Annotated in this window: 18 protein-coding genes and 1 riboswitch; of the genes, 11 read left to right on the top strand and 7 right to left on the bottom strand. The window is 61.4% G+C overall.

The window, feature by feature from the left end; translation table 11 throughout:
* The first annotated feature begins 143 nt into the window (after positions 1 to 143).
* On the top strand, positions 144 to 1,829 hold the full coding sequence (gene ligB, locus HX814_RS09540; protein ID WP_256343981.1) for an NAD-dependent DNA ligase LigB: 1,686 nt from the start codon (positions 144 to 146) through the stop codon (positions 1,827 to 1,829).
* Between the two features lie 81 nt (positions 1,830 to 1,910).
* Entirely contained in the window at positions 1,911 to 2,306 is a 396-nt protein-coding gene (locus HX814_RS09535; protein WP_008434082.1) for a DUF1090 domain-containing protein, read from the top strand.
* 7 nt (positions 2,307 to 2,313) lie between these two features.
* Here HX814_RS09535 and HX814_RS09530 read toward each other — a convergent pair whose 3' ends face one another.
* The gene (locus HX814_RS09530; protein WP_008434083.1) at positions 2,314 to 2,763 is read right to left on the bottom strand and encodes a cytochrome c; all 450 of its coding nucleotides are present in this window, start codon (positions 2,761 to 2,763) and stop codon (positions 2,314 to 2,316) included.
* A 128-nt stretch (positions 2,764 to 2,891) separates the two neighbouring features.
* On the opposite strand from HX814_RS09530, the gene HX814_RS09525 reads away from it, so the two are divergent.
* On the top strand, positions 2,892 to 4,061 hold the full coding sequence (locus HX814_RS09525) for a murein transglycosylase A (RefSeq protein ID WP_177009109.1): 1,170 nt from the start codon (positions 2,892 to 2,894) through the stop codon (positions 4,059 to 4,061).
* Between the two features lie 140 nt (positions 4,062 to 4,201).
* Here the strand turns inward: HX814_RS09525 and HX814_RS09520 are convergent, their stop codons facing one another.
* Positions 4,202 to 4,588 (bottom strand): MAPEG family protein, encoded by a 387-nt coding sequence (locus tag HX814_RS09520; RefSeq protein ID WP_003216858.1) that lies wholly within the window; start codon positions 4,586 to 4,588, stop codon positions 4,202 to 4,204.
* Between the two features lie 31 nt (positions 4,589 to 4,619).
* Positions 4,620 to 5,453 carry an EamA family transporter gene (locus HX814_RS09515; protein ID WP_177009108.1) on the bottom strand — a complete coding sequence of 278 codons (834 nt, stop codon included), beginning with the start codon at positions 5,451 to 5,453 and terminating at the stop codon, positions 4,620 to 4,622.
* A 453-nt stretch (positions 5,454 to 5,906) separates the two neighbouring features.
* On the opposite strand from HX814_RS09515, the gene HX814_RS09510 reads away from it, so the two are divergent.
* Positions 5,907 to 7,172: a sodium:proton antiporter gene (locus tag HX814_RS09510; protein WP_008434094.1), complete on the top strand. Its 1,266-nt coding sequence runs from the start codon at positions 5,907 to 5,909 to the stop codon at positions 7,170 to 7,172.
* Here the strand turns inward: HX814_RS09510 and HX814_RS09505 are convergent.
* A complete protein-coding gene (locus HX814_RS09505) occupies positions 7,166 to 8,053 on the bottom strand; it encodes a formate/nitrite transporter family protein (RefSeq protein ID WP_008434095.1) in 888 nt (295 codons plus the stop codon). The two genes, HX814_RS09510 and HX814_RS09505, sit on opposite strands and share 7 nt — an antisense overlap.
* A gap of 77 nt (positions 8,054 to 8,130) precedes the next feature.
* Positions 8,131 to 8,535 (bottom strand): acyl-CoA thioesterase, encoded by a 405-nt coding sequence (locus HX814_RS09500; protein WP_003216852.1) that lies wholly within the window; start codon positions 8,533 to 8,535, stop codon positions 8,131 to 8,133.
* Between the two features lie 198 nt (positions 8,536 to 8,733).
* Positions 8,734 to 8,839: riboswitch (S-adenosyl-L-homocysteine riboswitch) on the top strand.
* A 21-nt stretch (positions 8,840 to 8,860) separates the two neighbouring features.
* Between HX814_RS09500 and ahcY the strand changes: the two genes are divergently transcribed.
* The 5 genes from ahcY (at position 8,861) to HX814_RS09475 (ending at position 15,428) form a co-directional block, all read left to right on the top strand.
* A complete protein-coding gene (gene ahcY / locus HX814_RS09495; protein ID WP_003216850.1) occupies positions 8,861 to 10,270 on the top strand; it encodes an adenosylhomocysteinase in 1,410 nt (469 codons plus the stop codon).
* Between the two features lie 174 nt (positions 10,271 to 10,444).
* Positions 10,445 to 11,290: a methylenetetrahydrofolate reductase [NAD(P)H] gene (gene metF / locus HX814_RS09490; RefSeq protein ID WP_008434100.1), complete on the top strand. Its 846-nt coding sequence runs from the start codon at positions 10,445 to 10,447 to the stop codon at positions 11,288 to 11,290.
* A 75-nt stretch (positions 11,291 to 11,365) separates the two neighbouring features.
* A complete protein-coding gene (locus HX814_RS09485) occupies positions 11,366 to 12,448 on the top strand; it encodes a hypothetical protein (RefSeq protein ID WP_177009107.1) in 1,083 nt (360 codons plus the stop codon).
* Positions 12,449 to 12,518: 70 nt separating this feature from the next.
* Positions 12,519 to 13,322 (top strand): ABC transporter substrate-binding protein, encoded by an 804-nt coding sequence (locus HX814_RS09480; protein WP_177009106.1) that lies wholly within the window; start codon positions 12,519 to 12,521, stop codon positions 13,320 to 13,322.
* A 222-nt stretch (positions 13,323 to 13,544) separates the two neighbouring features.
* On the top strand, positions 13,545 to 15,428 hold the full coding sequence (locus tag HX814_RS09475; protein ID WP_003216846.1) for a DEAD/DEAH box helicase: 1,884 nt from the start codon (positions 13,545 to 13,547) through the stop codon (positions 15,426 to 15,428).
* Positions 15,429 to 15,497: 69 nt separating this feature from the next.
* Here HX814_RS09475 and HX814_RS09470 read toward each other — a convergent pair whose 3' ends face one another.
* Positions 15,498 to 16,094, bottom strand: a complete 597-nt coding sequence (locus HX814_RS09470) for a YceI family protein (RefSeq protein WP_003216844.1) — start codon at positions 16,092 to 16,094, stop codon at positions 15,498 to 15,500.
* Positions 16,095 to 16,126: 32 nt separating this feature from the next.
* A complete protein-coding gene (locus HX814_RS09465; RefSeq protein WP_003216842.1) occupies positions 16,127 to 16,678 on the bottom strand; it encodes a cytochrome b in 552 nt (183 codons plus the stop codon).
* Between the two features lie 280 nt (positions 16,679 to 16,958).
* On the opposite strand from HX814_RS09465, the gene HX814_RS09460 reads away from it, so the two are divergent.
* Entirely contained in the window at positions 16,959 to 18,365 is a 1,407-nt protein-coding gene (locus HX814_RS09460) for an adenosylmethionine--8-amino-7-oxononanoate transaminase (RefSeq protein WP_003216840.1), read from the top strand.
* Between the two features lie 86 nt (positions 18,366 to 18,451).
* Entirely contained in the window at positions 18,452 to 19,171 is a 720-nt protein-coding gene (locus tag HX814_RS09455; protein WP_087693231.1) for a 16S rRNA (uracil(1498)-N(3))-methyltransferase, read from the top strand.
* Positions 19,172 to 19,207: the final 36 nt, after the last annotated feature.

The following is a 19,207-nucleotide window of genomic DNA, read 5'->3' as shown; positions in this document are numbered from 1 at the left end:
TCGTCCTACGGTGTACACAAAGCCCCGGCGTTTTGTTCAAACGAGCAGAAACATCGGGTAAAAAGCCTCGCGGTTGCGGGGCTTTTTTATGCCCGCGGGGATGGCTTAGGCTGGGCGCCCTTTTCAGAGCAAGGATGCTCATGATGACGTCACTTATGCGCTGGCTGTTTTTCCTTTTACTCAGCTTCTCGCCACTCACTGCGTGGTCGCAGGGGTGCCCCGACTGGGAGGCCGATCACGCCCGGGCCCAGATCAGCACCCTGGCGCAACAAATCCGCTTGTGGGATGACAGCTACCACCGGCTCGGCCAGTCATTGATCAGCGATGAGCTGTATGACCAGGCCAGCCAGCGCCTTGCCCAATGGCGCAGGTGTTTCACCCCCTCCGCCCCAGTCACGGACGACCCGCTGGGCAGCGCGCGGGGCGCGATCGCCCACCCGACGCCCCACACCGGCCTGGAAAAACTGCTGGACGATAACGCCGTGCAAACCTGGCTGGGGACTCGCCAGGACGTGTGGATCCAGCCCAAGGTCGATGGCGTCGCCGTCACGCTGGTTTACCGCAAGGGCCGGTTGAGCCGGGTCATCAGCCGCGGCGATGGCCGGCTGGGCCAGGATTGGTCAGCCTCCGCCCGCCGGATTCCGGGGATCGTGCAGCAACTGCCCGAGCCCGTTGACCTGCTGTTGCAGGGCGAACTCTATTGGCGACTGAATGACCATGTGCAAGCTGCCAAAGGTGGCCTCGGCGCCCGCGGCAAAGTGGCCGGGCTGATGAATCGCCGGCAGTTGAGCGAAGCCGAGGCCGCCAATATCGGTCTGTTTGTCTGGGCCTGGCCCCAGGGCCCCGATGACTTTTCCGAGCGGCTGAGCCAGCTGGCGCAGTGGGGCTTCACCGACAGCGGGCGCTACAGCCACCCGATCAAGGACATTACCGAAGCGGCGCACTGGCGCAGCTATTGGTACAGCCACCCGCTGCCCTTCGCCAGCGACGGCGTGGTATTGCATCAAGGCCAGCGGGCCCCGGCCGAGCGCTGGCGGGTCAGCGCGCCCTACTGGGCGGTTGCCTGGAAGTACCCGGTGGCCAAGGCGCTGGCCCATGTGCGCAAGGTGCACTTCAAGATTGGCCGCACCGGGCGCATCACCTCCATCCTGGAGTTGGAACCGGTACTGCTCGATGACCGGAAGATCAGCCGGGTCAGTGTCGGTTCGCTGAAACGCTGGCGGGAACTGGATATCCGTACTGGCGACCAGGTCTCCATCAGCCTCGCCGGGCACGTCATCCCACGCCTTGACCGCGTCATCCTGCGCAGCCAGCCACGGGCCGAGTTGCAGGTCCCGCAGGCCAGGGACTTCCACCCCTTGAGTTGCTGGCAACTGGCCCCGGGTTGCGAAGAACAGCTGCTCGCGCGCCTGACCTGGCTGAGCGGCGCCCAGGGCCTGGCCCTGCCACACATCGGCCGCGAAACCTGGAACACCTTGATCCAGGCCGGCCTGATCGACGGCCTGCTCGATTGGTTAACCCTGGATGAGGCAGAGCTTGCTAACATTGATGGCTTCGGCGAACGCAGCAGTGCGCGTTTACTCGACAGCTTGCGCAGCGCCCGGCAGCGACCGTTCGCGCAATGGCTGATGGCCCTGGGAGTACCGCCCACGGCCCGCAACAATCTACAAGGCGGCTGGCAAACCCTGGCCGCCAGAGACACTCAAGCCTGGCTGGCCGAAGACGGCATAGGCCCGGGTCGCGCAGCGCAACTGAGCGCTTTTTTTCGCGACCCGCAGGTACTGGCCTTGAGTGAAACATTACGGGCTGCCGGGATAGATGGTTTTTGACCTCTGCCCGACGGCATTAACCGGTGCCGGCAGAATTCATCCTGCCCACCTGATTGCGACCTTGTTTGCCTTGGAGCCTTTATGAAATTTCTTGCACCTTTTGCCCTGTTGACCGTCGCTACCCTTATGTCCGCGCCATTGCTGGCAGCCGAGGAAGCTGCGCCACTCACAGGCTGCGCCGCCAAGCGCGAGTCCATCAGCACCCAGATCGAACAAGCCAAGGCCCACGGCAACAGTGAGCAACAAGCCGGCCTGGAAAAAGCCTTGAGTGAAGTCACCGCCAACTGCACCGATGCCTCCTTGAAAAAGGAGCGGGAAAACAAGGTGCTCGACGCCAAGCACGAAGTCAGCCGCCGTCAGGCTGACCTCGACAAGGCCATGAAGAAGGGTGACTCCGACAAGATCAACAAGCGCAAGGACAAGCTGGCCCAGTCACGCAAGGACTTGCAGGAAGCCCTGGACGAACTGGACAAGTAAGACGGCCTCAGTGATCGCGGAACTGTTTATGGCACGCGGTGCAGGCATCTTCGACTTTCTGCACGGCCGGCCCGAGGTTGCTGGCCTTGTAGGGCTGGACCTGGCTGGCGATCACCAATTCACCGGTGGCCGTTTCAAGGTTTCGAGCCATTTCCTGGAAGCGTGCCTGCTGCTGCCACACGTCGTCCTTGGCGCTGGTGTGGTCTTCTTCACGCACGCTCGGGAAATGTTTCCACGGTTCGTGGGACAACGCATCAAGCTTGACCGCGCCTTCGGCAAATTTGCCGCCGTCGAATGGAATGCGCCCACGCAACATGCCGCCCAGGTCTTCGCCGGTCTTGAGCATCTGCTTGAAAATGGCCTTGCGCTGGCCAAGGGGCGAATTCGGATCAACCCCGCCGCAGGCGGACAGTGTCAGGCAGGCCAGCAATACAACGGTCAGTCTTTTAAAAGTCATGATGGCTCAAGGTCACGGGAAACGGCGGCCAGTATCCTCGCCCCGCCCGCAAAGACCAATACCCCTATTAATAATAAGGGTTGCTCGAACGCCAGCCGATACGAGCAATCGCTTCAGGAATTTTGTGTATGAATACCCGTTTTAAGCCTTGGCGCCGCCTCGTGTGGGCCCTGCCAATGATCGCGCTGCTGGCCGGTTGCGACACCGGCAAGGACGAAAAAGCCAAGCCCCACGCCATTGCTACCTACGTCGGCGCCACCTGGGAAAACCTGCCGGCCGTGTCGGACAGCGACCTGCAAGCCGGCTTCGAATCCTGGCGCAGTGCCTGTCAACGCCTCAAGGCTGACCCGGTATGGGGCGCGACGTGTGCGGCATCGGCCACCGTGCCGTCGACCGCAGTGGCGATTCGTGACTTCCTCAAGGCCAACCTCGACGTCTACGGCCTGCGCTCGGCCGACAACAGCCCCAACGGCCTGATCACCGGCTACTACGAACCGGTTTACCCCGGCAGCCTCACCGAAACCGCCACCGCCCATGTACCGGTGTTCGGCGTGCCGGATGACCTGATCATCGTCAACCTGGAAAGCATCTACCCGGAGCTCAAGGGCAAGCGCCTGCGCGGTCGCCTGGAAGGCCGGGTACTCAAACCCTATGACGACGCCAGCACCATCAACCACCAAGGCTCCACCGCCAAGCCCATCGCCTGGCTGACCAACCCGATGGACCTGCAATTCCTGCAGATCCAGGGTTCGGGTCGTATCCAACTGGCCGACGGCCGCCAATTGCGGGTGGGTTACGGCGACCAGAACGGTTACCCGTACCGCCCCATCGGCCGCTGGCTGGTGGAGCAGGGCGAGCTGAAAAAAGAAGACGTGACCATGGGCGCCATCGCGGCCTGGGCCAAGGCGCATCCGCAGCGTATTCCTGAATTGCTGGCAAGCAACCCCAGCTACGTGTTCTTCAGTGCACGCCCCGACAGCAACGAAGGCCCGCGTGGCTCGCTGAACGTGCCACTGACTGCGGGTTATAGCGTCGCGGTGGACCGCAAGGTAATTCCGCTGGGCAGCCTGTTGTGGCTGTCGACTACCCGACCGGATGGCGCGCCGATTGCCCGCCCCGTGGCCGCACAGGATACCGGTGGTGCAATTACCGGCGAAGTGCGGGCCGACCTGTTCTGGGGAACCGGTGATGCCGCTGGTGAGTTGGCGGGCAACATGAAGCAGCAGGGCCAGATCTGGATGCTGTGGCCCAAAGGCGCAGCGTTGCCAAAAGTGCCGGACGCGCCGACAGGCACCTGAAGAACACCAAGGTCTATGTGGGAGCGGGCTTGTGTGGGAGCGGGCTTGCTCGCGAATGCGGTGGATCAGTCGATACATCCGGTGACTGACACACCGCATTCGCGAGCAAGCCCGCTCCCACACTTGAACAGTGTCAGGCTTCAGATCGAGACGAAGAAGAAGCTCGCAATCAACGCCATCCCCACCGCCCACACCACCGACCGCAGCATCGCCCAGTCCGCCAGGTAGCAGATGATGTAGAGCAACCGGCTGGTAATAAACAGCACCGCCAATACGTTTATCGTCACCAGCGACGCAACGCCAGCCAGATGGGCAATGATCACCGCGGCCGCAAAGGCCGGGGTCACTTCGAAGCTGTTGAGTTGCGCACTGTGGGCGCGCTTGGCAAACCCCTCGAGGGTGTCGAGGAACGCCCGCGGGTCATGGTTCTGCCGGGGCCCGAACTTGCCGCCGCTGAACTTGGCCACGCCCGTGCACAGGTACGGCAGAAAAATTGCGATCAACACACACCAGAAAGCGACTGTCATAACCCATTCCTTTTTTAGTTTTATCCGACGGTTAGAGTTTCATCACGAACATGCCGATCAGCACCAACCCACAGGCTATGAGCCGTGGGCGGCCGAAAGGTTCTTTCAGGTAACGCATGCCGAACAGCACCACCAGGATCACACTGACTTCGCGCAGCGCGGCGGCTTCGGCAATCGAGCCCAACTGCATGGCCCAAAGCACCAGAGCGTAGCTCAACAACACGCACAACCCGACACTCAGCCCCAGCCGCCACTGCGTGCGCCAGAACAGCCCGAACGCCACCCGCTTGCGCAGCACCGCCAGCAACGGAAACGGCCATGCGCTTATCAGCGTCAGCCACACCAGGTAGTCCAGCGGGTGTGACCAACGGCGCAATGCCTGGCCATCGAGGAAGGTGTAGCAACCGATACACAGGCCGATCAACGCCACCACCGGCAGCATCGACCAGGGCAACCGGTCGCCACCGCCGCCCTGCCATAACAGGCACAGCATGCCGAACGGAATCAGCAGAATGCCGAGAATCTGCTGGGTACTGAGCACCTCACCGGCAAACACCAGCGTCAGCGCCAGCACCACCAAAGGCGACAAGCCGCGCATCAATGGGTACACCAGGCCCAGGTCACACACGCGATAGGCCTGGATCAGCAGGTAGCGGTAGAGCAATTCAAACAACGCCGAGGCGATGATCCACGGCCAGATTTCCGGTGGCGGAAACGATACAAACCCCACCGCCAGCACCACAAACAGCAACGCCACCGTGTCCATGCACGCGATGACCAACAGGCGCTCGCCGCTGAATTTGATCAAGGTGTTCCACGTCGCATGCAACAACGCCGCTACCAGTACCAGAGCTGTTGCGATCACGGTGACTCCCCAGTCATAAAAAGCGGAATTGATTCGCCATATTTCAGCACCTGTTTATACTAAAGCCGACCACGCCGCACTCAGTTGCGCAAAGACCTGGACCAATAAATTTTTGCTGCTGCCCGATCTTCGCCGATCCGGGCGTCGGCCTGCGTATGCCTGATCAGAGCGCCGCGATTACCGAAAGAGATCCTCGCATGCCGCTCGGTGCCTGGATCGGTGGGATGGTGGTGGCGGCACTTTTGTTCATCGAACTGCAACGTCGCCGCCCGGCTGCGGTCAACGTAGCCAACTGATAAATGTGTTCTGTGTGGGAGCTGTCGAGCTTTAGGGCGGCTTCGATACAGGCGCTGCGGTCTTGCAGCCTCACCCAGGTGATGCCATCGCAGCCTCGCTGGGGCTCGACAGCTCCCACATATGATCTCTACTCACTCCTCCATCCAAGGACCCCGGATGCTTGAACTTGTCGCTGCGTTTATTTGCCTCACCACCCTGCTCACGTATGTGAACTACCGCTTCATCGGCCTGCCGCCCACCATCGGTGTGATGGTCACGGCACTGATGTTTTCCCTGCTGCTGCAAGGCTTGAGCTTTATCGGCTACCCCGGCCTTGAAGAGCGCATCCAGCAGTTGATCGGCCAGATCGACTTCGGCGACCTGCTGATGAACTGGATGCTCTCGTTCCTGCTGTTCGCCGGCGCCTTGCACGTCAACCTGAGCGACCTGCGCAGCTACCGCTGGCCCATCGGCCTGCTCGCCACCTTCGGCGTATTGATTGCCACGGTGGTGATCGGCAGCCTGGCCTTCTACATCTTTGCCCTGTTCGGCTGGCACGTGAGTTTCCTGTACTGCCTGCTGTTCGGCGCGCTGATTTCCCCCACCGACCCGATCGCCGTGCTCGGTGTGCTGCGGACCGCCAATGCGTCGAAACCACTGAAAACCACCATCGTCGGCGAATCGCTGTTCAACGACGGCACGGCGGTGGTGGTGTTCACCGTGTTGCTGGGCATCGCGCAACTGGGCGAGACGCCTACGGTCGGCGCCACGGCCATGCTGTTTGCCCATGAGGCGATTGGCGGCGTGGTGTTCGGCGGGCTGATCGGCTACATCGTGTACCTGATGATCAAGAGCATCGAGCAGTATCAGATCGAAGTGATGCTGACCCTGGCCCTGGTGATCGGCGGCTCGGCGATGGCCACTGAACTGCACGTCTCGGCACCCATTGCGATGGTGGTGGCGGGCCTGATCATCGGCAACCTCGGCCGCAAGCTGGCGATGAACGACATGACCCGGCGCTACCTGGACGGTTTCTGGGAACTGCTCGATGACATGCTAAACGCCCTGCTGTTTGCGCTGATCGGCATGGAACTGCTGCTGTTGCCGTTCAACTGGCTGCACGTGTTGGCCGCCAGTTTGCTGGCCGTGGCAATCCTGTTGTCACGCCTGCTGACGGTGGCCCCGGCGATCCTGCTGCTGCGCCGCTGGCGCACGGTGCCCCGCGGCACCATCCGCATCCTCACCTGGGGTGGCTTGCGCGGCGGGGTTTCCGTGGCACTGGCCCTGGCCCTGCCACTGGGCCCGGAGCGTGACTTGCTGCTGAGTATCACCTACATCGTGGTGCTGTCGTCCATCCTGTTGCAGGGCTTGAGCATCGGCAAGCTGGTCAAGCATGTGACCAAGGATGAGCCGGCGCCTGCTGCGGCGCCGGAGACTCACTGACCCTTGTTGATCTGCTGCGGATGCCTCGGGTCCGCAGCGGCTTTGCCCGGCAGGCTGCTTTCGCTGCGAATCTGCGCATGGCTGATCAGCGCAAAGATAAAGCTGCCGCCGATGATATTGCCCGCCAGCGTCGGCCCGGCGAACACCAGCCAGAAGTCTTTCCACGGCAGCTCGCCGGCGAATACCAGGTACGACACTTCCGCCGAGCCCACCACGATGTGGGTGAAGTCTCCCAGTGCCATCAGGTAGGTGATCAGGATGATGATCCAGATTTTGGCGCTTTCCATGGATGGGATCATCCAGACCATGGTGGCGATCATCCAGCCCGACACGATGCCCTTGGCGAACATCTGGTAGGCGTCGTTTTCCATGACCTTGCGCCCGATTTCCAGGAAGGCCAGGTCGGTCTTGGTGTCAAAGATCGGCAAGTGCAGCATCACGTACGCCACCAGCAAGGTGCCGCACAGGTTGCCCACCAGCACCACGGCCCATAAACGCAGCAGGCGTGCGAAATTCTTCAGCGTGGGTTTGCTCATCACCGGCAACACCGCGGTCAGGGTGTTTTCGGTGAATAACTGCTGACGGGCGAGGATCACGGCAAGAAAGCCGGCGCAGTAACCAAAACTGGCGATCACCTTGAACTCTTCGCCATCCGGCAGGCGCGAGTTGAGCAAGCCCATGCCCATCAGTGACAGGCCCATGGTCAGGCCGGCGGCCAGCGCCGACCACCACAACGCGGCGACGTTGCGCTCCAGTTCCTGATCGCCTTGAGTGCGGATGATTTCATGCAGAACCGCCGCGCGAGGCGGCTGGTTCTTGTCGACGTCGTGCTGCTCTTCCTGCGACAGATTGGGGGTCTTGCCGTCTTCTTGCGTGGCCATGGTGATACCTGAACGGGGGGGCGATGTTCAGGTACGACCTATGGTTGATCAAGAGCGTTCACTGGCCCTGCGCAGGATTACTCGCCGAGGCCTTCCGACTGGAACTGATCCTTCACGTACTTGATCTCGGTACGGCCGTGGGGCGCTGGCAACCCGTCTTCACCCAGGTTCACGAAGACCATTTTTTCCACCGTCAGAATGCTCTTGCGCGTGATCTTGTTGCGCACTTCACAGGTCAGGGTGATGGAGGTGCGACCGAACTCGGTGGCGGTGATGCCCAGTTCGATGATGTCGCCCTGGCGCGAGGCGCTGACGAAGTTGATTTCGGAGATGTACTTGGTCACCACCCGTTGGTTGCCCAACTGGACAATCGCGTAGATGGCCGCTTCTTCGTCGATCCAGCGCAGCAGGCTGCCACCGAACAGGGTGCCGTTGGGGTTGAGGTCTTCGGGTTTTACCCATTTGCGAGTGTGGAAGTTCATGTTCACTCCAAAGCGTGTTGCGAAATGATGGGCAACATCATGGCAGAGGCCGGGCCCAAGCTCTATGAGCCATTGCCTATCAACCCCATGAGCGATCTTCATGCCGCCGACAGAAAGGCTTTAGAAGTCAGGCGCAGGCGGCTATAATCGCCTCCGCTTCAAAACGGTCATCTTCGATTGATACCGTTCTCCCGCCACCTGTCCGAGGGGCGCTGCAGCAGGCTCGACCTGTCAGGCTCGGATGGGGCGTTGTCCGGCCTGGTTAGCCAGCTGGATACTAAACGCACAACGGCGCCCATTCGCACACTACGAATGGAGGCTCTTCATGAGCGCTGTAATCACGCCTGCAGGTTTTACCGACTACAAAGTCGCCGACATGTCCCTCGCTGCCTGGGGCCGTCGCGAAACCTTTATCGCCGAATCCGAAATGCCAGCCCTGATGGGCCTGCGTCGCAAGTACGCCGCTGAGCAGCCGCTCAAGGGCGCGAAGATTCTCGGCTGCATCCACATGACCATTCAGACTGCCGTGCTGATCGAAACCCTGGTTGCCCTGGGTGCCGAAGTACGCTGGTCGTCCTGCAACATTTTCTCGACTCAAGACCAGGCCGCTGCCGCTATCGCTGCTGCCGGTATCGCCGTGTTCGCCTGGAAAGGCGAAACCGAAGAAGAGTACGAGTGGTGCCTGGAGCAAACCATACTCAAGGATGGCAAGCCATGGGACGCCAACATGATCCTCGACGACGGCGGCGACCTGACCGAGCTGCTGCACAAGAAATACCCGCAGATCCTCGACCGCGTCCACGGCGTGACCGAAGAAACCACCACCGGCGTTCACCGCCTGCTGGACATGCTGGCCAAGGGCGAGCTGAAAATCCCGGCCATCAACGTCAACGACTCGGTGACCAAGAGCAAGAACGACAACAAGTACGGCTGCCGTCACAGCCTGAACGATGCGATCAAGCGCGGCACCGACCACCTGTTGTCCGGCAAGCAAGCGCTGGTGATCGGCTACGGTGACGTGGGCAAGGGTTCGTCCCAGTCCCTGCGTCAGGAAGGCATGATCGTTAAAGTCTCCGAAGTCGACCCGATCTGCGCCATGCAAGCCTGCATGGACGGTTTCGAAGTGGTTTCGCCGTTCATCAACGGCCAGAACGACGGCACCGAAGCCAGCATCGACAAGGCCCTGCTGGGCAAGATCGACCTGATCGTGACCACCACCGGCAACGTGAACGTGTGCGACTCGAACATGCTCAAGGCCCTGAAAAAGCGCGCCGTGGTGTGCAACATCGGTCACTTCGACAACGAAATCGACACCGCTTTCATGCGCAAGAACTGGGCATGGGAAGAAGTGAAGCCACAGGTACACAAGGTTCACCGTACCGGTGCTGGCGATTTCGACCCGCAGAACGATGACTACCTGATCCTGCTGGCCGAAGGCCGTCTGGTCAACCTGGGCAACGCCACTGGCCACCCAAGCCGCATCATGGATGGCTCGTTCGCCAACCAGGTACTGGCGCAGATCTTCCTGTTCGGCCAGAAATACGCCGACCTGTCGCCCGCCCAGAAAGCCGAGCGCCTGACCGTGGAAGTACTGCCGAAGAAACTCGACGAAGAAGTGGCCCTGGAAATGGTCCGCGGCTTCGGCGGCGTAGTGACTCAACTGACCAAGACCCAGGCCGACTACATCGGCGTGACGGTCGAAGGCCCGTTCAAGCCGCACGCTTACCGCTACTGATTTGCCTGCTGCCTGCTCCCCATGTGGGGGCAGGCTTTTGTGGGAGCGGGCTTGCTCGCGAAGGCGGTGTGTCAGTCGACTTATCTACTACTGACATACCGCCTTCGCGAGCAAGCCCGCTCCCACATTGACGGTGTGCACCTTCTGGCTTTATGAGTTTCCATAGGTATGACCATGTCCCAAGACCGTCGCTACAGCTTCGAGTTCTTCCCGACCAAGACCGATGCTGGGCATGAAAAACTGATGGCAACTGCCAAGCAGTTGGCCAGCTACCACCCCGATTTCTTCTCCTGCACCTACGGTGCCGGTGGCTCCACCCGCGATCGCACGATCAACACCGTGCTGCAGCTGGAAAGCCAAGTCAAAGTACCTGCAGCTCCGCATTTGTCCTGCGTGGGCGACAGCAAGGCCGACCTGCGCAGCCTGCTGACCCAATACAAGCAAGCCGGCATCAAGCGCATCGTCGCCCTGCGCGGTGACCTGCCCTCCGGCATGGGCATGGCCAGCGGCGAGCTGCGCTACGCCAATGACCTGGTGAGCTTCATTCGCGAAGAAACCGGCGATCACTTCCACATCGAAGTGGCCGCTTATCCGGAGATGCACCCCCAGGCGCGCAATTTCGAAGACGATCTGCAGAATTTCGTGCGCAAGGCCAACGCCGGCGCCAACAGCGCGATCACCCAGTACTTCTTCAACGCAGAGAGCTACTTCTACTTCGTTGAGCGTGTACAAGCGATGGGCGTGAACATCCCGATCGTGCCGGGCATCATGCCGATCACCAACTACAGCAAACTGGCGCGCTTCTCTGACGCCTGCGGCGCGGAAATCCCACGCTGGATTCGTAAACAACTGGAAGCCTACGGCGACGACGTCAAGAGCATCCAGGCGTTCGGCGAACAGGTCATCAGCGAAATGTGTGAACAATTGTTGCAAGGTGGCGCGCCAGGGTTGCACTTCTATACCCTGAACCAGGCTGAGCCAAGCCTCGCTGTCTGGAACAACCTGAAGCTGCCACGCTAAGGTCTGTTCCGAAATGCAAAGGCCCTCATAATGAGGGCCTTTGCCGTTCTAAACGCCCACGGAATTCTGCAGTCCATGAATACATCCGCCCCGACGTCCCGCCCGCAACTGGTCTACCTGGTGTTCGGCGCAGAGACTTACCATCAGGAAGCGGTATTCAGCATCGCCAGCGCCCTGTCGTTCCTGCGGGACGAGCCGGACACAGGCATCGACATCCAGGTCTTCACCGACAACCCCGAGCCCTACCGCCTGCTGCCAGTACGGGTACGCCCGCTGGACGAAGCCACGCGCAAACGCTGGAGCGAGCCTCACGGCTACCACTTTCGCACCAAGCACGTAGTGCTGCGGCAAGTGTTGCAAGAATCCGAAGTGGCGCTGCTGATCGACACCGATACGTTTTTCCATCATTCGCCCCTGGCGCTGTTTGAACGCGTGCAGCCGGGCACCCTGCTGTGCAACGCCTTCTACACCAAATACGGCGACAACCACGAAAGCATTCTGTACAGCGCCCTGTACCAGCGCCTGCTGGACATGGGCGTGGCCGACGATGACATGATGACCCTCAATTCCGGGGTCATGGGCCTGACGCAGCAGGACGCGCACATCCTCGACCGCTCGATCGAGTTGATGGACGAACTGTTTCCCCATGCCCAGGGCGCCTACACCCTGGAAGAGTTCTGCCTGTCCATTGCCGCCTATCGCACCCTCAACGTGCGCGAATGCCCGGACCTGATCCACCACTACTGGAGCCGCAAGCAGCTGTTCCGGGCCAAGGTCAAGGCGTGGATCGCCAAGCATGGGGCAAACCCCACCAGCGCCACGGCCCTCGATGACACGCGCCAGGTTTCCGCCCACCTGCCCCGCCCGCCTCGTCTGCAACGCTTGATGTACAAGCTGATCACCCTGGCACTGCCCAAGCACCAACAGCAGTTCATCCGGGAAATCCTCTACGGCTGCTACGAACATGAAAACGAGTTCGACCAGGCGTGTGGCCCGGTTTGGTGGGACAAGGCCCGACAAAACCAGGAAGAGCGCCAGGGCCGACCGGTGGATGCCCATCTGCTGGAGCACTGGTTTGGCAATCCCGTGGTGCGGCTGATTCTCGGCGAGCGGCGCGAGGCGATCTACGAACACCTGATCAAATCTCCGGACAAGTAAACCTGGCGGGCGCCCGCAGATCACTGTGCCAGAGCTTCTCTTTAGCCCGATACAGTCGTAATCTCAGGGTATGCCTGTCACTTTCCGGTTATTGACTGCTGTTCTTTTCGCTTGCCTGAGCCTCGGTGCCCATGGCGAGAAACTGCGCATTGTCACCGAGCCCTGGGCGCCTTACGTCTACGACGACAACGGCACCATGCGCGGGCTCGACTACGAGACCACGGTGATCGTGTTCCAGCGCCTGGGCATCGATGTGGATTGGCAATTCCTGCCCTGGAAGCGCTGCCTGGCGATGCTCGACCAGGGCCAGGCCGACGGCGCACTGGATATTTTCCATAGCCATGAACGCGACGCGGTGCTGCTGTACCCCAGCGAGCCGCTGTCCGAGGTGGAGTTCGTGCTGTTCTACGCCAATCAGCGCCCACACCCGTTCCAGACCTTCGACGACCTGCGCGGCCTGACCATCGGCACCTCGCCTGGCTACCTCTATGGCGCCGAATTCAGCGAGTCCACCCTGTTCAAGCAGGAGTCGGCCGCCAGCCATGAGGCCAACTTCGGCAAACTGGCCCTTGGCCGGATCGACCTGGTGATCACGGACCGTCGGGTTGGCCAGCATGTCCTCAAAGCCCTTGGACTTGAGGACCAGGTCACCCAGGCACCCCAGGTAGTCAGCAGCCAGCCACAGTTCCTGGCCGTGCGCCGCGGTGCCGGCATGGATTTGCTGGTGCAACGCTTCGCCGCCGAACTCAAACGCTTCAAGCAAGAGCCTGCCTACGCGGCCTTGAGCGCCAAATATGCGGGCAGCAGCCCGCAAACCAGCGCATCAGCCCTGCCCGTACGCACCGTTGAGCAGCAGGAAAGCAGCGCAGAGTGATTGCTCTGTTATACTCCGGCCTTTCCGCCAGGCTTACGCCCGGACGCTTCGGTCTTGCAAAAGGCACCCGACCCCGCTACAGCGCAGCTTTCAAGCCCGCGCGAGCCGTCTGAGTGCCCGCCAGCCCCAGCAGGACCGGACGGGATTGCGTTCATCTAAACGCCATTCACGCCAGGCAAGACTATCCCTCTGGGCCAAGCCCTAACTAAAACAGGATTACTCATGTCCTTTGCTTCCCTCGGTCTCTCCGAGGCTTTAGTCCGCGCCATCGAGGCGGCGGGCTATACCGAGCCTACTCCGGTGCAACAGCGGGCCATTCCCGCCGTGTTGCAAGGCCGCGACCTGATGGTTGCGGCTCAGACAGGTACTGGTAAAACCGGCGGCTTCGCCCTTCCGATCCTGGAGCGGTTGTTCCCCAACGGTCACCCGGACAAATCCCAGCGTCATGGCCCGCGCCAACCGCGGGTACTGGTCCTGACCCCTACCCGCGAACTCGCCGCCCAAGTGCATGACAGCTTCAAGCTGTATGCCCGCGACTTGAAGTTCGTCAGCGCCTGCATCTTCGGCGGCGTCGGCATGAACCCACAGGTTCAGGCCATGTCCCGCGGTGTCGACGTACTGGTTGCGTGCCCGGGTCGTTTGCTCGACCTGTGCGGCCAAGGCAGCGTCGATTTGTCCCACGTGGAAATCCTCGTGCTGGACGAAGCCGACCGCATGCTCGACATGGGCTTTGTCCATGACGTGAAAAAGGTCCTCGCGCGCCTGCCGGCCAAACGCCAGAACCTGCTGTTCTCGGCCACGTTCTCCAACGACATCACCGCGTTGGCGGGCAAGTTGTTGCACAACCCCGAGCGCATTGAAGTCACGCCGCCGAACACCACGGTCGAGCGTATCGAGCAGCGCGTATTCCGCCTGCCGGCCGCCCACAAGCGTTCGCTGCTGGCCCACCTGATCACCGCCGGCGCGTGGGAACAGGTGCTGGTGTTCACCCGCACCAAACACGGCGCCAACCGCCTGGCCGAGTACCTGGACAAGCACGGCCTCACCGCCGTCGCGATCCACGGCAACAAGAGCCAGAATGCCCGCACCAAAGCCCTGGCCGACTTCAAGGCCGGTGAAGTGCGCATCCTGGTCGCCACCGACATCGCCGCTCGCGGCCTGGACATCGACCAACTGCCCCACGTGGTCAACTTCGAGCTGCCAAACGTCGATGAAGACTACGTGCACCGTATCGGCCGTACTGGCAGGGCCGGTCGTTCGGGCGAGGCCATTTCCCTGGTCGCACCGGACGAAGAAAAGCTGCTGAAAAGCATCGAGCGCATGACCAAGCAGAAAATCGCCGACGGCGACCTGATGGGCTTCGACTCCAGCGCCGTTGAGGCCGAGAAGCCTGAAGTACGCGAGCGTCCGGACGTGCGCAACCCGCGCAACAACCCACGCGGTCCGAAGGGCGATGGCCCGAACGGCGGCGGCGGCGGTGGCGGTCGTAAAGACAAGGGCAAGGACAAGGGCGGCAAGGACAAGGCTGCGACCAATGGCCGTGGCGAACGCCCGGCCCGTGAGCAAAAGCCCCGTGAAGGCACCCCGGCCCGCGAACAGCGCCAGCCGAGCCAGCCGCCACGTGCTGCTGCCGACCGTGCTCCGGACGAGTTCCTGGACGACGACGTGGACAACTTCGGTAACCGCGTTGACTACGTGCCCCAGGCCAAGCCGGCCCAGGGCCGTGGTCGTCGTCCGGGCGCTCCGGCCCAGGGCGCAGGCGCAGGTACTCCGCGTACCGGCGGGCAGCCGCAAGGTCGCCAGAACGGTCCGCGCAGCAGCAACGGCGCCACCACCGGCACCCCGCCTGCCAAGCGCAGCGGCCCGCGCAACGGTGCACCGCGTGACGGCCAGGCCCGTCGCGAAGAGTCGCGCAACCGTCGCCCGGCCCGTGATGATCAACCTCGCCTGTCGGAGCCAGCGGTGCAAAACCCGCGCGGCGGCCCGGCACCGAAGATCATCCACAAAGAGTCGAAAAGCGATCGCACGCTGACACCTGAGCAGTTGGATCAACTGCCGGGCCGTCCACGTGGTGAAAAACCGGCGTTGCTGACCCGCAACCGCTGAGTTTTCAAAGCGCCATGAAAAATGCCCCGGATCGCGAGATCCGGGGCATTTTTGTGTGGCCGGCGAAAATTACTTCGCTTTCACACCTTCAAACGTCACGTACAGCTCAACGTTGTTGGACGCTGGACCCAGGTCCATCTGCTTGCCGAAGTCCTGGCGATTGAAGGAGGTAGTACCTTCAAAGCCGGCACGGTAGCCGCCCCATGGATCCTTGCCTTCACCCAGGAAGGTCGCCTTGACGACGATCGGCTTGGTCACGCCGTGAAAGGTCAGGTCGCCGGTCACGTCAGCAGTGACTTGGCCAGCAGCATTCTTGCCAGTGGTCTTGACGCTGGTGGAGACGAACTTGGCATCGGCAAACTTGCCAACGTCCAGGAAGTCTTTGCTGGCGATGTGCTTGTCACGTTCGGCGTGGTTGGTGAACACGCTGGCGGTGCGGACGTTGAACTCAATCTTGCTGTCTTCAGGCTTGGCAGCATCGAAGCTGAACTTGCCGTCCAGGTCCTTGAAGGTACCGGTGATGAAGCTGTAGCCCAAGTGGCTGATCTTGAAGTCAACGAAGGCGTGCTGGCCTTCCTTGTCGACAACGTAGTCAGCTGCCATCGCCTGACCGGCAGTCAGCAGGGCAGAACCGATGGCCAGAGCGGCGAGAGTCTTTTTCAACATGCTTTCTATTCCTTGTGAGTCGAGGTTGAACATCAGGCTTTGCGCCCCAGCATACGAACCAGGGTCACATCACGATCAATGAAATGGTGTTTCAGCGCGGCCACGCCATGCAGGCCGGCGAACACCACCAATACCCAGGCCAGGTACAAATGCACCACGCCTGCAGTGTCTGCCTGGTCCGGTAGCCCGGAAACCAGCGCAGGAATCTCAAACAAGCCAAACACCGGGATCCCGACACCGTCTGCGGTGGAAATCAGGTAACCGGCAATCATCACGGCAAACAGCCCGAGATACAGGAACGCGTGGCCAAACGCAGCCCCCAGACGCGTCATGCGGCTATAGCTGGCAAGCGGTGGCGGCGGCGGGCTGACCAGGCGCCAGACGATCCGCACGAGCATGATGGCGAACAGCGTAATGCCGATGCTCTTGTGCAGGTCCGGGGCGTCTTTGCGCCAGGCACTGTAGTAGTCGAGACCGACCATCCACAGGCCCAATGCGAACAGACCGAACACCACCAGGGCCACGCCCCAGTGCAAAACGATGCTGACCCAGCCATAGCGGGCCGGTGAATTACGTAGTTGCATGTCCCAAATCCCGTAAGAGCTGTGGCAAGACTATCGATTTACCTATCGAATTAAAGCGGAAAATTTCGCTTTGAAATATCGAGAAATACGATCAAGAGCGTATGCAGAGTAAGTTAACAAGAGATTAAGGACTATCCAGAAGAAACGTGACGGACTGTCCTGCGTTTACCACCAATTTACGCTTCAGACTCGCAATGGGTTGTGACACAGGCCTGCATTGCATAGGCTTGCGCGATTGTTTCGCCCGCGCACGTCGCGAGCCGCTTCGAGGAGAATGAACATGGGTTTGAATAACCAGTGGATGCAACGCGACCTTGCGGTGCTGTGGCATCCCTGCACCCAGATGAAAGACCACCAGCAACTGCCGCTGATCCCGATCAAGCGCGGTGAAGGCATCTGGCTGGAAGACTTCGAAGGCAAACGCTACCTCGACGCCGTCAGTTCCTGGTGGGTCAACGTGTTTGGCCACGCCAACCCGCGCATCAACCAGCGCATCAAGGACCAGGTCGACCAGCTGGAACACGTGATCCTCGCCGGTTTCAGTCACCAGCCGGTAATCGAGCTGTCCGAGCGCCTGGTGAAGATGACCCCCGAAGGCCTGACCCGCTGCTTCTACGCCGACAACGGCTCGTCGTGCATCGAAGTCGCGCTGAAGATGAGCTTTCACTATTGGCTCAACCGCGGCCTGCCGAACAAAAAGCGCTTTGTCACCCTGACCAACAGCTACCACGGCGAAACCATCGCCGCGATGTCGGTAGGCGATGTGCCGCTGTTCACCGAGACCTATAAAGCCCTGCTGCTGGACACCATCAAGGTGCCGAGCCCCGACTGCTACCTGCGCCCCGACGGCATGAGCTGGGAAGAACATTCCCGGAACATGTTCCTGGCCATGGAGCAGACCCTGGCCGAAAACCACGACACCGTGGCCGCCGTGATCGTCGAGCCGCTGATCCAGGGCGCCGGCGGCATGCGCATGTACCACCCGGTGTACCTCAAGCTGCTGCGCGAAGCCTGCGACCGTTATGGCGTGCACCTGATCCACGACGAAATCGCCGTGGGCTTTGGCCGCACCGGTACGATGTTCGCCTGTGAACAGGCCGGCATCCGCCCGGACTTCCTGTGCCTGTCCAAGGCCCTGACCGGCGGCTACCTGCCGCTCGCCGCCGTAGTCACAACCGACGATGTGTACGACGCCTTCTACGACGACTACCCGACCCTGCGCGCCTTCCTGCACTCCCACAGCTACACCGGCAACCCGCTGGCCTGTGCGGCAGCCTTGGCGACCCTGGATATCTTCGAAGAAGACAACGTCATCGAAAACAACAAGGCCCTGGCCCAGCGCATGGCCACCGCCACCGCGCACCTGGTGGACCATCCGCACGTCTCGGAAGTGCGCCAGACCGGCATGGTGCTGGCCATCGAGATGGTGCAGGACAAGGCCACCAAGACCGCCTACCCGTGGCAGGAACGCCGTGGCCTGAAGGTGTTCGAACATGCGCTGGAGCGAGGCGCGTTGCTGCGGCCGTTGGGCAGCGTGGTGTACTTCCTGCCGCCCTATGTGATCACCCCGGAGCAGATCGACTTCCTGGCTGAAGTGGCCAGCGAAGGGATCGACATTGCCACCAACAGCAAGGTCAGCGTGGCGGTGCCCAAGGATTTCCACCCGGGGTTTCGTGATCCGGGCTGATTGAGTTGATCGTTCCCACGATCCGCGTGGGAATGCAGCCATGGACGCTCCGCGTCCGCCCTGCACACTATTTCCAGAGAACAGAAATGAGACTGTCCCGCTTTTTTGTCGACGCCCCCCTGAGCCTTGGCGACCACGAGTTGCCGGAAGCCCAGGCGCACTACATCAGCCGCGTATTGCGCATGAGCGAAGGCGACCCCGTGCAGTTGTTCGACGGTTCCGGACAGGAGTTTCGCGCCAGCTTGCTGGAAGTCGGCAAAAAACGCGTGGTGGTGCAAGTCACCGAAACCTTCGCCGGGCAGGTCGAGTCGCCGCTGCAGATTCACCTCGGCCAGGGCCTGTCCCGTGGCGAGCGGATGGACTGGGCGATCCAGAAAGCCACCGAGCTTGGGGTGAATGAAATCACCCCGATCTTCAGCGACCGCTGCGAAGTGCGCCTCAAGGACGAACGCGCCGACAAACGCCTGCAGCACTGGCGCCAGGTGGCGATCAGCGCGTGCGAGCAGTGCGGTCGCTCGCGAGTGCCGGTGATTCACCCACCGCTGTTGCTGGCGGATTGGTTGAAACAGGCCGAAGCGGATTTGAAGCTGGTGCTGCACCCGGTGGCCGAGCCCCTGGTGAGCCACGCCAAGCCTGGGAGCCTGGCCTTCCTGATCGGGCCGGAGGGTGGATTGACTGATGGCGAAGTCGAAACGGCACAAGGTGCGGGGTTTCATGCCGCACGGTTGGGCCCACGGGTGCTGCGTACCGAAACTGCGCCAGTCGTGGCGCTGGCCGTAGCCCAACAACTCTGGGGCGACTTCTAAACCCGTTTTGCAAACCCCATCAAATGTGGGAGCGGG

Source organism: Pseudomonas sp. C8002 (assembly GCF_013385765.1).
GTDB lineage: Bacteria > Pseudomonadota > Gammaproteobacteria > Pseudomonadales > Pseudomonadaceae > Aquipseudomonas.
Note: the sequence above shows the minus strand (reverse complement) of the source record. Positions and strands in the feature narration are given on the sequence as shown.